Origin of the sequence: Streptomyces sp. NPDC056486 (assembly GCF_042795295.1) — a bacterium.
Classification (GTDB): Bacteria; Actinomycetota; Actinomycetes; order Streptomycetales; family Streptomycetaceae; genus Streptomyces.
The window spans coordinates 1-12,431 of record NZ_JBHTSF010000219.1; the positions used below are offsets into that span (position 1 = coordinate 1).

Below are 12,431 nucleotides of genomic sequence, written 5' to 3' on the forward strand. Positions count from 1 at the left end.
GGGCGCGGCGGCCGTCTTATGGTGTGCGGATGACGGTCAAGGCATACGCGGCGCTGCTGCGCGGCATCAACGTGGGCGGCAAGAGAAAGCTGCCGATGGGGGAGTTGCGCACCCTGCTCTCCGGTCTCGGATTCGGCGACGTACGCACCCATCTGCAGAGCGGCAACGCGGCCTTCACCAGTGCGGAAGCCGACGAGGACGCCCTGGCCGCGCGGGTGAGCGAGGCCATCGAGCGGCACTTCGGCTTCGATGTGGACGTCCTGGTGCGCGACGGCGCGTATCTGAAGGCGGTCGCCGACGCCTGCCCCTTCCCCGCGGCATCCCTCGAAGGCAAGCAGCTGCACGTCACGTACTTCTCCGAGCCGGTCGACGCGTCCCGGCTCGACGCGCTCGACCAGGCGGCTTTCCTGCCCGAGGAGTTCCGCCTCGGCGACCGCGCCCTCTACCTCTACGCGCCGGACGGGCTCGGCCGCTCCAAACTGGGCGAAACCCTCTCGCGCCCCGCCCTGTTCAAGGGCGTCATCGCCACGTCCCGCAACTGGAACACCGTGGCCAAGCTGGTGGAACTGACACAGGAGCCGACCCGTGGCTGACCGCACGCCCGCCGTCGACGCGGCCATCGAGGCCGAACTGCGGCTGCTCGCCCCCGATGTCCGTGCGTCGCCCGAGCTGCTCGGGGAGCTGCTGCACCCGGAGTTCACCGAGTTCGGCGTCTCCGGCACCCGCTGGGACCGCGCGTCGATCATCACGGCCCTGTCCGAGAACACGAGCGGGAACGGCCGCTCGATCATGACCTCCCGGATGCGGGGCGTCCAGCTCGCCGACGACCTGGTGCACCTGACCTTCGACACCGAGAGCAACGGCCGCACCGCCCACCGCAGTTCGCTGTGGCGGCAGTGCGACGGAGCATGGCTTCTCTGGTTCCACCAGGGAACGCCGTTCAGCGAGGGCGGCCCGCCCAAACCCTGATCTTCCCCGGTGCCGTGTGCGAGGCTCGGCTCCATGCGCTACATCATTGTTGGAGCAGGGGCGATCGGCGGCACCGTGGGCGGACGCCTGGCCGAGAGCGGACATGACGTGGTCCTCGTCGCGCGGGGTGCGCACTACGAGGCGGTACGGGAGGGCGGACTGCGGGTCAGGACGCCCGAAGGGACGGTGACCCACCGGCTGCCGGTCGTCCGAACCCCCGAAGAACTGGGTGAGTTGAGGGCGGACGACGTGCTCTTCCTCGCTGTGAAGACCCAGGACTGCGAAGCTGCCCTCGACGCCTGGAGCGGGCGTCCGGTGGCGGGCGGCGGGACCGCGGGCGAGGTCCTCGCTCTGGTCTGCGCGCAGAACGGCGTGGAGAGCGAGCGCATGGCGCTGCGCCGCTTCCGGCGGGTGTACGGGATGTGCGTCTGGCTGCCCGCGACCCATGTCGAGCCGGGCTCGGTCTCCGCGGCAGGTGCCCCCTACACGGGCATCCTGCACCTCGGCCGCTATCCGACGGGCACGGACGACACCGCCCGTCTCGTCTCCGCCGACCTGGAGAAGTCGAAGCTGCTCTCGCCCGTCGTGGCGGACGTGATGCGCTGGAAGTACGGGAAACTGCTCGCCAATCTGGCCAACTCCATCGAGGCGGTCACCGGGGTGATTTCCAGCAACGAGGCCACCGCGCTCTACCGGCAGGCCCGCGAGGAGGCCGAGGCCGTGCTTGCCGCCGCAGGCATCGAGGCGGTGAGCGAGCAGGAACAGAAGGAGACCCGCGGCGACCGCGTCCGCCTGGAGCCCTTCGACGGCTCGGAACGCGGCGGCGGCTCGTCCTGGCAGAGCCTGAGCCGGGGCACGGGCACCATCGAGGCGGACTACCTCAACGGCGAGATCGCGCTGCTCGGCCGCCTGCACGGAGTGCCGACGCCGGTGAACGACACCCTGCAGGGCGTGGCGAACGCGTTCGCGAGGGAGCGGCGCGACGCGGGGTCGATGGAGGTGTCCGAACTGCTTGGACTGGTGGCGAGGGCAGGGGAGAGGGCTAGGTAAATGGCCCGCCGAAAGGGGGAGTGAATGGCCCAAAGCCGTATGCCATTTGGTCACTAGGGTCGCGTCATGACAACGACGACGGACGACGCATCGAAGGCTCCCGAGCAGACCACTCCCCGGACCCGCATCGACTTCTACTCCGACCCTGCCTGCCCCTTCGCCTGGATCACATCGCGCTGGATCCTGGAGGTCGAACGCGCCCGCGACCTCGACCTCCGCTTCCACGTGATGAGCCTCTACCTCCACAACACCGGCAACGAACTGCCCGACTGGTACAGGGAGCTTGTCGACAAGTCGATCGGCCCGGTCCGTGTCGCGGCCGCCGCGGCGCAGAAGCACGGTGATGACGTGCTCCGCGACCTCTACACGGCCTTCGGCACCCGCATCCACCAGGACAAGAACGAGGACTTCGACCAGGTCATCGCCGAGTCCCTGGCCGAGACCGGCCTGCCCGCCGCCCTCGCCGACGCCGCGCACGACCCGGCGTACGACGCCTTGGTGCGCCGCAGTCATGACGCGGGCAAGGACCCCGAGGAGGGCGCCTACGTCGGCACCCCGACGATCCACGTCGACGGCACCGTCTGGTTCGGCCCCGTACTGCGGGCGATTCCGCGCGGCGACGACGCGGTGCGGCTCTTCGACAGCTTCCGGGTGATGGCGGGCTGCCCGGACCTCTTCGAGCTGAAGCGCACCCGCACAGGAGGCCTCGACTTCAGCTGAGCACCGAGGTCATCAGAAGCGTGGTGCGGCCGTTGTCCTCGGAGACCGTGCGGCCCTGGGTGAAGCCGAGGCGCTTGAGGACGGTGATGGGCGCGATGTTCTGCGAGTCCACGGTCGCGTGCACCTCGGACAGGGCCAAGGTCTCATGGCCGTACGAGGTGAGCAGCCGGCCGAGCTCCGTGCCCAGACCCATCCCCCAGCTGCCCCGGAACAGGCCGCAGACGATCTCATGGCCGTCGAGCCAGCTCTCGGGGGACGGCTTTATCTCCGCGTGGCCTATATAGCGCCCCTCGTGCCGCACCGCCCAGATCGGGAACTGGTTCTCGGCATACACGAGGCCGAAGATCCGGCGGAACAGCGCATGGGTCTGCTCCACGCTCTGCATCCCGTCCCCGAACCAGCGGCCCACGGCCTCGTCCTGGAGGAGCGAGACGAACTGTTCCTCGTCGGCGGCGGCGTAAGGGGACAGGCTGAGACGCTCGGAACGGATAACGGGGGTCATCGGCGTGACGGTAGGGCCATGGGCGGCGCTTCGGCAACCGGATTGGCTCAGCCCGTTCGGGCCCACTCGACCCGCGCAACCCACGCGAAACGCTCAGCCCGTGGGACGCGGCAGTCCGATCGGGTTGGGGAAGGGAACGAGGTCCGCCGCCAGGATCTCCCGCACCGGGCGTTCAAGAGCGGCCAGGAGCGTGTCCGCGTCCCGCGCGGCGAGCGGGCGCAGCAGGCGGGCCGACAAACGGTCCGTCGCGTCCTCGATCAGCTCCCGCTCCGTGCGGCCGTGTTCCGTGATGTGCCCCTCCCCGTCAAGGAGGCCGCGCCCGCGCAGCCGGTCCACCGAGTGCGCCCACTCCTGTTCGCTCCACCCCCGGTCGTGCCGGATGGTGTCCGGGTCCACGCGGCCCGTGGCGGCGGCGAGCACCACCGCCTCGCAGGCGTCCAGGCCATGGTCGGCGAGTACGGAGACATGCGCGTCGCCCCTGAACTCGCGTACGCAGGTGACCAGTTGCCACAGCCGCTGCACCGGGTCGGTCCGCTCGCTCACGTCCCGGTTCGCCGCGAACAGCGGGCGGGCCAGGGACGGGGCGTCCTCGACCATCGCCGCGAGGGGCGGACAGAGGGCGCCGGCCTGGTCGTCGATGCCCGGCACGAGGGCGCGAAGGGCCCGCGCGGTGCAGGCCGCGCGCTCCTCCACTATCCGGCCCGGCGACACGTACTGCCAGGCGGAGGGGAGGGCCCGCTCCACCATGCCGGGGGCGAAGACGCCGAGCGAGGCCGTCGCCGGGCCCGCCTCGACGGGGCCCATGGGAGCCGTGCGGGCCGCGAAATAGCCCATCCAGAAGCCTTTGAGGCCAAGCGACCTGCCCAGATCGCGGCAGCGCTCCTCGAAGTAGATCACTGCGTGCAGGGGCTCGGTCCGCAGCCAGAGAGTGCGGGATCTGGTGAGGGTCATGACCCCACAAACTAAGCCAGCACGGGAACCCGCGCCATACGCCCGACCACACCGGACTCGGAACATGCCTCGTCGTAGCGCCGCACGAGCAGCCGCGCCAACCCGTCCGACGAGCCGAGGACTTCGGCCGTGACGTCCGCGTCGGCGGCGCCCCGCGCGATGCGGTCCGGCAGGAAACCGGGCGCGATGACGTAGGGCGCCACCGCCACCCTGCCCACACCCAGATCACGCAGCTCTCGCACGGCGTCCTCCGTGCGAGGAAGAGATGCGGAGGCGAACGCAGGCCGCACGGCGCACCAACCGGTGTGCCGCCACTCCCGCGCGATTTCAGCGATCACTGCGATCGCCTCCGGGTCCGATGACCCCGCCGAGGCCAGGACGACCCCGGTCGAGGACTTGTCGGCGGGGGTGAGCCCCGCCTCGTAGAGCCGCTGGTCCAGAGCGTTAAGGAGCAGCGGTGAGGGGCCGAGCACCCCGGCCTGCCGGATGCGGAGCCGGGGCGGTGCCTGGCTCAGGGCCGCCGGGATGTCCGACTTCGCGTGGAACGCCCGGGTGAGGAGCAGGGGCAGCGCGATCACGTCGCGTACGCCCTCGGCGTCCAGGGACTCGAGGACCTCGGGGACCGAGGGCGAGTTGAAGTCCAGGAAGCCCGTCTCCACCCGCAGCCCCGGCCGCTGCTCCCGCACCCGTCGCACCAGGGCGCGCACCGTCGCGGCATGCCGCGGATCGCGGCTGCCGTGGGCGATGACGAACAGGACGGGACGGACGGTGCGGATGGGACGGCCGTACATGGTGGGTCAGCTCCTCACGAGGAGTCCGCGGCTGCGCAGGACGCGCCGCTCGAGCGGGCTGAAGATCAGCAGGTCGATGGCGATGCCGACGATGAGGATGAGGAGGATCGCGAAGAACACCTGCGACATGCTGCTGTTCGTGCGGCCCGCTTCCAGGAGCTGGCCGAGGCCCATGCCCAGGTCGGGGGATTGCGCGATGATCTCCGCGGCCATCAGTGAACGCCACGAGAACGCCCAGCCCTGCTTCAGACCCGCCAGATAGCCGGGCAGCGCGGCAGGCATCACGATGTGCCAGGTGTGGCGCAGGCCCGTCGCCCCCAGGGTGCGCCCCGCCCGCAGGAAGAGCGGCGGCACCTGGTCGACGCCCGCGACCAGGCCGTTGGCGATCGAGGGGACCGCGCCGAGCAGGATCACCGCGTACATCATCTGGTCGTTGAGCCCGAGCCAGATCACGGCCGGCGGCACCCACGCCACGGAGGGCAGCGACTGCAGACCGGACAGGATCGGGCCGATCGCGGCCCTGATGAACCGCACCCGGGCCACGATCAGGCCCAGTGGCGTACCGATGGCGAGCGCCATGAGGAAGCCGAGCAGACCGCGCGACACGGACGTCCAGATGTACTCCAGGAGCGTCCCCTCCAGCCAGGCGTCCTGTACCTCGTGCCAGACGGCGGAGGGCGCGGGCAGCTTGTAGGAGTCGGTGACCTTCGCCCACACCAGGATCTGCCACACCACGATGACCAGCAGGACGGCGGTCACCGGCGGCAGGATCTTCTGGACGAACGTGTGCCGGAAGGGCGTACGCCGGGTCTGAACCGCGTCCAGGGCGTCGAGGCCCGCCTCAAGACCGGCCAGGTCCTGGCTGCTGTCCCTCTTGGCCTTGTCGACATCGCCCTTGTCGACCTCGGCCTTGTCGACCGGAGTGTCAGTGCTGGCCATGTCGGCGGATCTCCCCACGCAGTTGTTCGGTGATCTCGACGGACAGTTCCGCCACGGCGGTGTCCTCGATGCGGCGCGGGTGGGGGATGTCCACCCGCCACTCGTGCGCCACCCGGCCCGGACGCGACGAGAGGAGCACGACACGCTCGGCGAGGCGGACGGCCTCGCGCACGTTGTGCGTGACGAAGAGGACGGAGACGTTGGTCTCGCGCCAGATGCGGGTCAGCTCGTCGTGCAGGACGTCACGCGTGATCGCGTCGAGCGCCGCGAACGGCTCGTCCATCAGCAGGATCTTGCTGTCCTGGGCGAGCGCGCGGGCGAGCGCCACACGCTGGCGCATGCCGCCGGACAGCTCGTGCACCCGCTTGCCGTACGCCCCTTGGAGCCGTACGAGACCGAGGAGCTCCTCGGCCCGCTCGCGCCGCTCCGCCTTCGCGACGCCGCGCAGCTTCAGGGCGAGCTCGATGTTCTTGCCCGCGGTCAGCCACGGGAACAGCGCGTGCTCCTGGAACATCAGGGCGGGGCGGCCGTCGGTCGCGATGTCGCCGGCCGACGGCTTGTCGAGCCCTGCCACCAGATTGAGCAGCGTCGACTTGCCGCAGCCCGATGCCCCCAGGAGCGTGACGAACTCGCCCTGGGCGACATCGAGCGTGATGTCGTCCAGGACCAGCTGCTGCCCGGCGGGCGTGGCGAAGGACTTCGAGACATGCTCGATCCGGGCTGCGTGCGGGGCGGCCGTGATGTCGTCCGCCGCCTTGGCGAGGGTCGTGGTCGCCATGGTCGTCACCTCCTGGGAACTGATCTGGTTTCCGGGGTTACTTGACGCCGAGATCGGCGTCGTCGACGGCGGGCTTGCCCTCGGCCTTGAGGACCTTGTTCAGCGGCTTCAGGTCGTAGATGCCCTTGAGGTTCGGCTTGTCCAGGAGACCCGCCTTGACCGCGTGCTTCGCCTCGGAGTCGAGGGTGGCGGCCAGCGGGTCGTCCGTGGTCTGGATGGACTTCCACGCCGGGTCGATGACGTCGGCGGGCAGTTCCTTGCCGGACGCCTCCTTGAGGGACGCGTTGGCGGAGGCCTTCGCCTTCTCCGGGTTGTCCTTGATCCACTGGTTGGTCTTGACCGAACCGCGCAGGACGGCCTCGACGACCTTCGGGTGCTCCTTGAGGAACGACTGCGACACGATGATGTTCGTGATCACGAACTTCTTGTCCGGCCACAGGTCGGCCTCGTCGAGGATCGTCTTGCCGCCCTCGGCGACCAGCTTCGACGCGGTCGGCTCCGGCACCCAGGCGCCGTCGATCGAACCGGACTTGTAGGCGTCAGGGGTGATCTTGTTGTCGGTGCGGACCACCGAGACGTCGCCCTTGCCGCTCTCCGCGTCGACCTTCCAGCCCTTTTCCTTGATCCAGTTGAGGAAGGCCACGTCCTGGGTGTTGCCCAGCTGAGGCGTCGCGATCTTCTTGCCCTTGACGTCGTCCAGGGACTTGATCTTCTTGGGGTTGACCACCAGCTTCACGCCACCGGACGCCGAGCCGCCGATGATGCGCAGGTTCTTTCCCTGGGACTTGGTGTAGCCGTTGATCGAGGGCGACGGGCCGATCCAGCCGATGTCGATGGACTTCGAGTTCAGTGCCTCGATCTCCGAAGGCCCTGCGTTGAACTGCGTGTACTTCGCCTTCGTCGCGCCCAGTTCCTTCTGGAACAGACCCTCCTGGTCGCCGACCAGAGCGGTGGCGTGCGTGAGGTTCGGGAAGTACCCGATCTTCACCTCGTCCAGGCCCTCGATCTTCTTGGCGCCCGCGGCCACCTTGGACTTGTCGGTCTCGTCGTCCGAGTTGGATCCGTAGCCGCAGGAGGTGAGCACGACGGCGAGCAGCGGCAGGGCGGTGACGGCGGCAAGGGCACGGCGGCCGCCGGTGGTACGTGGTGCGCGGAAGCTGGCAGGCACGGGAGGTGGTCCCCTCGTTGGCCCGGCTCTCACGCCTTCAGGGCGTGGCCGGGAGATCGGCAGGTTTTCGTCTTCGCAGGTCGAACTCGCGGGGGGTGTGGGCGCGCAGGCAGTGCGCGTACGTCTTCATGCACATCGCCCGACCCCGCCCTGCCCGCTGCCGAGCGCACCGCTGCCCACACGGCCGCCCTCCTTCGCGAAGGTCGAGAAATAGTCGATCGAGATCATGTCAGAAGTCCCAACCCTCGTCGTCCGCGGCCTTCTTCGCCTCGTCGACCGTCTCGGCGGTGGTGGCGAACGCGTCGCCCGCCATGCCCGCCGCGAGTGTCGTGCCGTCCGCCGGGTCGATCAGGAGGAACGAACCGGTGCGGCGCGAGGCGGCGTACGAGTCGACGGCGATCGGCTCGGCGGTGCGGATGACGACGCGGCCGATGTCGTTGGCGACCAGCTCACCGGGCGCGGGGTGCTGGGAGAGGTCGTCCAGGGTGAGCCGCGAGGGGATGTCCTTGACGATCGCCTTGACCGTGCGGGTTGTGTGCTTGAGCAGCACCCGCTGACCGACGGCAAGGGCGGTGTCCGCGACATGGCAGACCGTCGCCGTGAGGTCCTGCGAGAGCGGCGGCTGGTCGCCGCTCGGCACGATCAGGTCGCCGCGCGCGATGTCGATGTCGTTCTCCAGGAGCAGCGTCACGGACTGCGGCGTCCAGGCGACGTCCACCGGCTCGCCGAGCAGGTCGATGCCCGCGATCTTCGACGTCTTGCCCGAGGGAAGCACGGTCACGGACTCGCCGACCCGGAAGGTGCCCGCCGCGATCTGACCCGCGTAGCCCCGGTAGTCGGGGTGCTCGGCGGTCTGCGGACGGATCACGTACTGGACGGGCAGCCGCGCGTGGCAGGAGGTCAGGTCGTGGCTGACCGGGACCGTCTCCAGGTGCTCGAGGACGGTGGGGCCGCCGTACCAGTCCATGTTCGACGACGGCTCGACGACATTGTCACCGGCGAGCGCCGAGATCGGGATCGCGGTGATCTCCGGGACGCCCAACTCACTGGCGTACGCGGTGAATTCCTTGGCGATCTCCGCGAAGACGGTCTCCTCGTACGCGACGAGGTCCATCTTGTTGACGGCGAGCACCACGTGCGGGACGCGAAGGAGCGCGGCGACGGCGGCGTGCCTGCGGGTCTGCTCGATGACGCCGTTGCGGGCGTCCACGAGGACCACGGCGAGGTCGGCCGTCGAGGCGCCGGTGACCATGTTCCGGGTGTACTGCACGTGGCCCGGGGTGTCCGCGAGGATGAACCGGCGCTGCGGGGTCGCGAAGTAGCGGTAGGCGACGTCGATGGTGATGCCCTGCTCGCGCTCGGCCCGCAGGCCGTCGGTGAGCAGCGCCAGGTCGGGCGCCTCCTGGCCACGGCCGAGCGAGGCGCGCTCCACGGCCTCCAGCTGGTCGGTGAGGACCGACTTGGAGTCGTGCAGGAGCCGGCCCACCAGGGTGGACTTGCCGTCGTCGACGGACCCGGCGGTGGCGAACCGCAGCAGGGTGGTGGCCGACAGCTGCTCGTTGGAGAGCGGCTGCGCCTTGTCGGGTTCGGTGGTGCTGGTCATGTTTAGAAGTACCCCTCGCGCTTGCGGTCTTCCATCGCGGCCTCGGACATCTTGTCGTCGGCGCGGGTGGCGCCGCGCTCGGTGAGCCGGGACGCGGCGATCTCGGTGATGACGGCGTCCAGCGTGGTGGCGTCGGAGTCGACGGCGCCGGTGCAGGACATGTCGCCCACCGTGCGGTAGCGGACGAGGCGCTTCTCGACCGTCTCGTCGTCCTTGGGGCCGCCCCACTCACCGGCGGTCAGCCACATGCCGGAGCGCGCGAACACGTCCCGCTCGTGCGCGAAGTAGATCTCGGGGAGCTCGATGCCCTCGCGGGCGATGTACTGCCAGACGTCCAGCTCGGTCCAGTTGGAGATCGGGAAGACGCGGACGTGCTCGCCCGGTGCGTGGCGGCCGTTGTAGAGCTGCCACAGCTCGGGGCGCTGGCGGCGCGGCTCCCACTGCGAGAACTCGTCGCGCAGGGAGAACACCCGCTCCTTGGCGCGGGCCTTCTCCTCGTCGCGGCGCCCGCCGCCGAACACCGCGTCGAACTTCTCGCTCTGGATCTTCTCGGTGAGCGGGACGGTCTGCAGCGGGTTGCGCGTCCCGTCGGGGCGCTCGCGCAGCGTGCCCGCGTCGATGTAGTCCTGCACGGAGGCGACGTGCAGCCGAAGCCCGTGCTCCGCGACCACGCGGTCGCGGTACTCAAGCACCTCGGGGAAGTTGTGCCCGGTGTCGACGTGCAGGAGCGAGAAGGGGATCGCCGCGGGGGCGAACGCCTTCAGCGCCAGGTGCAGCATGAGGATCGAGTCCTTGCCGCCGGAGAAGAGGATCACCGGCCGCTCGAACTCTCCCGCCACCTCGCGGAAGATGTGCACCGCCTCGGACTCGAGGGAGTCCAGGTGACTGAGCGCGTACGGGCTGTCGGTGCCCTCGCTCACGGTGGCCACGGTGGTCGTCATGCCAGACCCCTTTCGATGAGCAGCGCGCGCAAGGCCGCCGCGGACTCCTGCACGGTCTGGTCCTGGGACTCGATGCGCAGATCGGGTGACTCGGGTGCCTCGTAGGGGTCGTCGACCCCGGTGAGACCGGAGATCTCGCCCGCCGCCTGCTTGGCGTACAGACCCTTCACGTCGCGTACGGAGCAGACCTCCACCGGCGTGGCCACATGGACCTCCAGGTAGGGCGTGCCGCCCTTCTGGTGGCGCCCCCGCACCGCTTCACGGCTGTCCGCGAACGGCGCGATCACCGGCACAAGGACCTTCACGCCGTTACGGGCGAGCAGCTCGGCGACGAAGCCGATGCGCTGCACGTTGGTGTGCCGGTCCTCGCGGCTGAAGCCGAGGCCAGCCGAGAGGAACTCGCGGATCTCGTCGCCGTCGAGCACTTCCACCTGGTGGCCCTCACCGCGCAGCTTCTCCGCGAGTTCGTACGCGATGGTGGTCTTGCCCGCGCTGGGCAGACCGGTGAGCCAGATGGTGGCTCCGGTGGTCACGTGCTTCTCCGATACGTTCCGGGGACCGGTGGCTTGCTGAGGCGGTATCGCTGCCTGAGGCTCTGTCATCAATGGATCCCGCACTCGGTCTTGGCGTTGCCCGACCAGCGCCCGGCGCGGGCGTCCTCGCCCTCCAGGAGGCGGCGGGTGCAGGGCGCGCAGCCGACGGAGCCGTAGCCGTCCATGAGGAGAGGGTTCGTGAGGACGCCGTGCTCCTCGACGTACGCGTCCACGTCGTCCTGCGTCCAGCGGGCGATCGGCGAGACCTTGACCTTCTGGCGCTTCTCGTCCCAGCCGACGACCGCGGTGTTGGCCCGGGTGGGGGACTCGTCGCGACGCAGGCCCGTCGCCCACGCGGCGTACGAGGTCAGGCCCTCCTCGAGGGGCGCGACCTTCCGCATGGCGCAGCACAGGTCGGGGTTGCGGTCGTGCAGCTTCGCGCCGAACTCGGCGTCCTGCTCGGCGACCGACTGCTTCGGCGTGAGCGTGATGACGTTGACGTCCATGACGGCGGCGACGGCGTCACGGGTGCCGATGGTCTCGGGGAAGTGGTAGCCGGTGTCGAGGAAGACGACGTCCACGCCGGGGCGGGCCCGCGAGGCGAGGTGGGCGACGACGGCGTCCTCCATGGAGGAGGTCACGCAGAAGCGCTCGCCGAAGGTGTCGAGTGCCCACTGGAGGATCTCGAGCGCGGACGCGTCCTCCAGATCCCGCCCGGCCTGCTCGGCGAGAGCCTTCAATTCGTCGTTCGTACGCTGTTCTTGAGCTTGCACGGTCGTCATATCTCTTCCCCTCCACCGCTGTTGCGCTGAACTCCCTGGGCGAGCAGCCCGAGGAACTTCAACTGGAAGGCTCGATTGCACGCGGCGCATTCCCAGGCGCCGTGACCGGTTTCGTTGGGACGCAGGTCCTCGTCACCGCAGTAGGGGCAGTGGAAGGGGGCGGCACGCTCGCTCACTTCAGTGCCTCCTCGCTGGCGCGGCCCACCCAGGTGGCGAAGCGCTCGTCGTCCGCGCGCTCCTCCTGGAAGCGCGTGAGGACCCGCTCGACGTAGTCGGGCAGCTCGGCCGATGTGACCTTCAGGCCACGGACCTTGCGGCCGAACCCGGCCTCCAGGCCGAGCGCGCCGCCCAGGTGCACCTGGAAGCCCTCAACCTGGTTGCCGTCGGCGTCAAGGACCAACTGCCCCTTCAGACCGATGTCGGCGACCTGGATGCGGGCGCAGGCGTTCGGGCAGCCGTTGATGTTGATGGTGATCGGCTGGTCGAACTGCGGGATGCGGCGCTCCAGTTCATCGATGAGCGAGGAGCCGCGCACCTTGGTCTCGACGATCGCCAGCTTGCAGAACTCGATGCCGGTGCAGGCCATGGTGCCGCGCCGGAAGGGGGAGGGAGTGACCCGCAGATCAAGGGCTTCGAGCCCCGCCACGAGCGACTCGACCTGCGCCTCTTCGACGTCGAGCACGAGGTGGTTGACCCCCACGAAG

15 protein-coding genes and 1 pseudogene are annotated in these 12,431 nt (G+C 69.6%); 4 read left to right on the forward strand and 12 right to left on the reverse strand.

Going from position 1 to position 12,431, the window contains the following annotated elements; genetic code table 11:
* The first annotated feature begins 29 nt into the window (after positions 1–29).
* The 4 genes from ACFQ7F_RS42190 (at position 30) to ACFQ7F_RS42205 (ending at position 2,739) form a co-directional block, all read left to right on the forward strand.
* A complete protein-coding gene (locus ACFQ7F_RS42190) occupies positions 30–593 on the forward strand; it encodes a DUF1697 domain-containing protein (protein WP_383283600.1) in 564 nt (187 codons plus the stop codon).
* Positions 586–969: a DUF4440 domain-containing protein gene (locus tag ACFQ7F_RS42195; RefSeq protein WP_383283603.1), complete on the forward strand. Its 384-nt coding sequence runs from the start codon at positions 586–588 to the stop codon at positions 967–969. Before ACFQ7F_RS42190 ends, ACFQ7F_RS42195 begins: the two co-directional genes overlap by 8 nt.
* Before the next feature lie 33 nt (positions 970–1,002).
* Positions 1,003–2,019 (forward strand): ketopantoate reductase family protein, encoded by a 1,017-nt coding sequence (locus ACFQ7F_RS42200; RefSeq protein WP_383283606.1) that lies wholly within the window; start codon positions 1,003–1,005, stop codon positions 2,017–2,019.
* A gap of 66 nt (positions 2,020–2,085) precedes the next feature.
* On the forward strand, positions 2,086–2,739 hold the full coding sequence (locus tag ACFQ7F_RS42205; RefSeq protein ID WP_383283609.1) for a DsbA family protein: 654 nt from the start codon (positions 2,086–2,088) through the stop codon (positions 2,737–2,739).
* Here the strand turns inward: ACFQ7F_RS42205 and ACFQ7F_RS42210 are convergent.
* From ACFQ7F_RS42210 to ACFQ7F_RS42265, 12 genes and pseudogenes are all read right to left on the reverse strand, one after another.
* Entirely contained in the window at positions 2,732–3,241 is a 510-nt protein-coding gene (locus ACFQ7F_RS42210; RefSeq protein WP_383283613.1) for a GNAT family N-acetyltransferase, read from the reverse strand. The two genes, ACFQ7F_RS42205 and ACFQ7F_RS42210, sit on opposite strands and share 8 nt — an antisense overlap.
* A gap of 93 nt (positions 3,242–3,334) precedes the next feature.
* Complete coding sequence (locus ACFQ7F_RS42215) at positions 3,335–4,192, reverse strand: hypothetical protein (RefSeq protein ID WP_383283619.1); 858 nt, start codon at positions 4,190–4,192, stop codon at positions 3,335–3,337.
* A gap of 11 nt (positions 4,193–4,203) precedes the next feature.
* Positions 4,204–4,983 (reverse strand): sirohydrochlorin chelatase, encoded by a 780-nt coding sequence (locus ACFQ7F_RS42220; protein ID WP_383283623.1) that lies wholly within the window; start codon positions 4,981–4,983, stop codon positions 4,204–4,206.
* A gap of 6 nt (positions 4,984–4,989) precedes the next feature.
* A complete protein-coding gene (locus ACFQ7F_RS42225; RefSeq protein WP_383283626.1) occupies positions 4,990–5,922 on the reverse strand; it encodes an ABC transporter permease in 933 nt (310 codons plus the stop codon).
* Entirely contained in the window at positions 5,909–6,700 is a 792-nt protein-coding gene (locus ACFQ7F_RS42230; RefSeq protein WP_383283631.1) for an ABC transporter ATP-binding protein, read from the reverse strand. Before ACFQ7F_RS42230 ends, ACFQ7F_RS42225 begins: the two co-directional genes overlap by 14 nt.
* A 37-nt stretch (positions 6,701–6,737) precedes the next feature.
* Positions 6,738–7,868 carry an ABC transporter substrate-binding protein gene (locus ACFQ7F_RS42235; protein WP_383283636.1) on the reverse strand — a complete coding sequence of 377 codons (1,131 nt, stop codon included), beginning with the start codon at positions 7,866–7,868 and terminating at the stop codon, positions 6,738–6,740.
* 229 nt (positions 7,869–8,097) lie between these two features.
* Positions 8,098–9,471 (reverse strand): sulfate adenylyltransferase subunit 1, encoded by a 1,374-nt coding sequence (locus ACFQ7F_RS42240; protein WP_383283640.1) that lies wholly within the window; start codon positions 9,469–9,471, stop codon positions 8,098–8,100.
* A gap of 2 nt (positions 9,472–9,473) precedes the next feature.
* Positions 9,474–10,412 carry a sulfate adenylyltransferase subunit CysD gene (gene cysD, locus ACFQ7F_RS42245; protein ID WP_383283643.1) on the reverse strand — a complete coding sequence of 313 codons (939 nt, stop codon included), beginning with the start codon at positions 10,410–10,412 and terminating at the stop codon, positions 9,474–9,476.
* Positions 10,409–11,014 (reverse strand): adenylyl-sulfate kinase, encoded by a 606-nt coding sequence (cysC, locus tag ACFQ7F_RS42250; RefSeq protein ID WP_383283646.1) that lies wholly within the window; start codon positions 11,012–11,014, stop codon positions 10,409–10,411. Before cysC ends, cysD begins: the two co-directional genes overlap by 4 nt.
* On the reverse strand, positions 11,014–11,727 hold the full coding sequence (locus ACFQ7F_RS42255; RefSeq protein ID WP_383283649.1) for a phosphoadenylyl-sulfate reductase: 714 nt from the start codon (positions 11,725–11,727) through the stop codon (positions 11,014–11,016). Before ACFQ7F_RS42255 ends, cysC begins: the two co-directional genes overlap by 1 nt.
* On the reverse strand, positions 11,724–11,903 hold the full coding sequence (locus tag ACFQ7F_RS42260) for a hypothetical protein (protein WP_344518628.1): 180 nt from the start codon (positions 11,901–11,903) through the stop codon (positions 11,724–11,726). The genes ACFQ7F_RS42255 and ACFQ7F_RS42260 overlap by 4 nt, the downstream gene beginning before the upstream one ends.
* A pseudogene (locus tag ACFQ7F_RS42265) lies at positions 11,900–12,431 on the reverse strand (nitrite/sulfite reductase); the annotation flags it as partial. The gene ACFQ7F_RS42260 and the pseudogene ACFQ7F_RS42265, both read right to left, overlap by 4 nt.

Bases quoted from the DNA above. Each gene is read 5' to 3' on its own strand.
- ACFQ7F_RS42190 (WP_383283600.1), top strand. From the start codon at position 30: ATGACGGTCAAGGCATACGCGGCGCTGCTGCGCGGCATCAACGTGGGC.
- ACFQ7F_RS42200 (WP_383283606.1), top strand. From the start codon at position 1,003: ATGCGCTACATCATTGTTGGAGCAGGGGCGATCGGCGGCACCGTGGGC.
- ACFQ7F_RS42205 (WP_383283609.1), top strand. From the start codon at position 2,086: ATGACAACGACGACGGACGACGCATCGAAGGCTCCCGAGCAGACCACT.
- ACFQ7F_RS42210 (WP_383283613.1), bottom strand. From the start codon at position 3,241: ATGACCCCCGTTATCCGTTCCGAGCGTCTCAGCCTGTCCCCTTACGCC.
- ACFQ7F_RS42215 (WP_383283619.1), bottom strand. From the start codon at position 4,192: ATGACCCTCACCAGATCCCGCACTCTCTGGCTGCGGACCGAGCCCCTG.
- ACFQ7F_RS42220 (WP_383283623.1), bottom strand. From the start codon at position 4,983: ATGTACGGCCGTCCCATCCGCACCGTCCGTCCCGTCCTGTTCGTCATC.
- ACFQ7F_RS42225 (WP_383283626.1), bottom strand. From the start codon at position 5,922: ATGGCCAGCACTGACACTCCGGTCGACAAGGCCGAGGTCGACAAGGGC.
- ACFQ7F_RS42230 (WP_383283631.1), bottom strand. From the start codon at position 6,700: ATGGCGACCACGACCCTCGCCAAGGCGGCGGACGACATCACGGCCGCC.
- ACFQ7F_RS42240 (WP_383283640.1), bottom strand. From the start codon at position 9,471: ATGACCAGCACCACCGAACCCGACAAGGCGCAGCCGCTCTCCAACGAG.
- cysD (WP_383283643.1), bottom strand. From the start codon at position 10,412: ATGACGACCACCGTGGCCACCGTGAGCGAGGGCACCGACAGCCCGTAC.
- cysC (WP_383283646.1), bottom strand. From the start codon at position 11,014: ATGACAGAGCCTCAGGCAGCGATACCGCCTCAGCAAGCCACCGGTCCC.
- ACFQ7F_RS42255 (WP_383283649.1), bottom strand. From the start codon at position 11,727: ATGACGACCGTGCAAGCTCAAGAACAGCGTACGAACGACGAATTGAAG.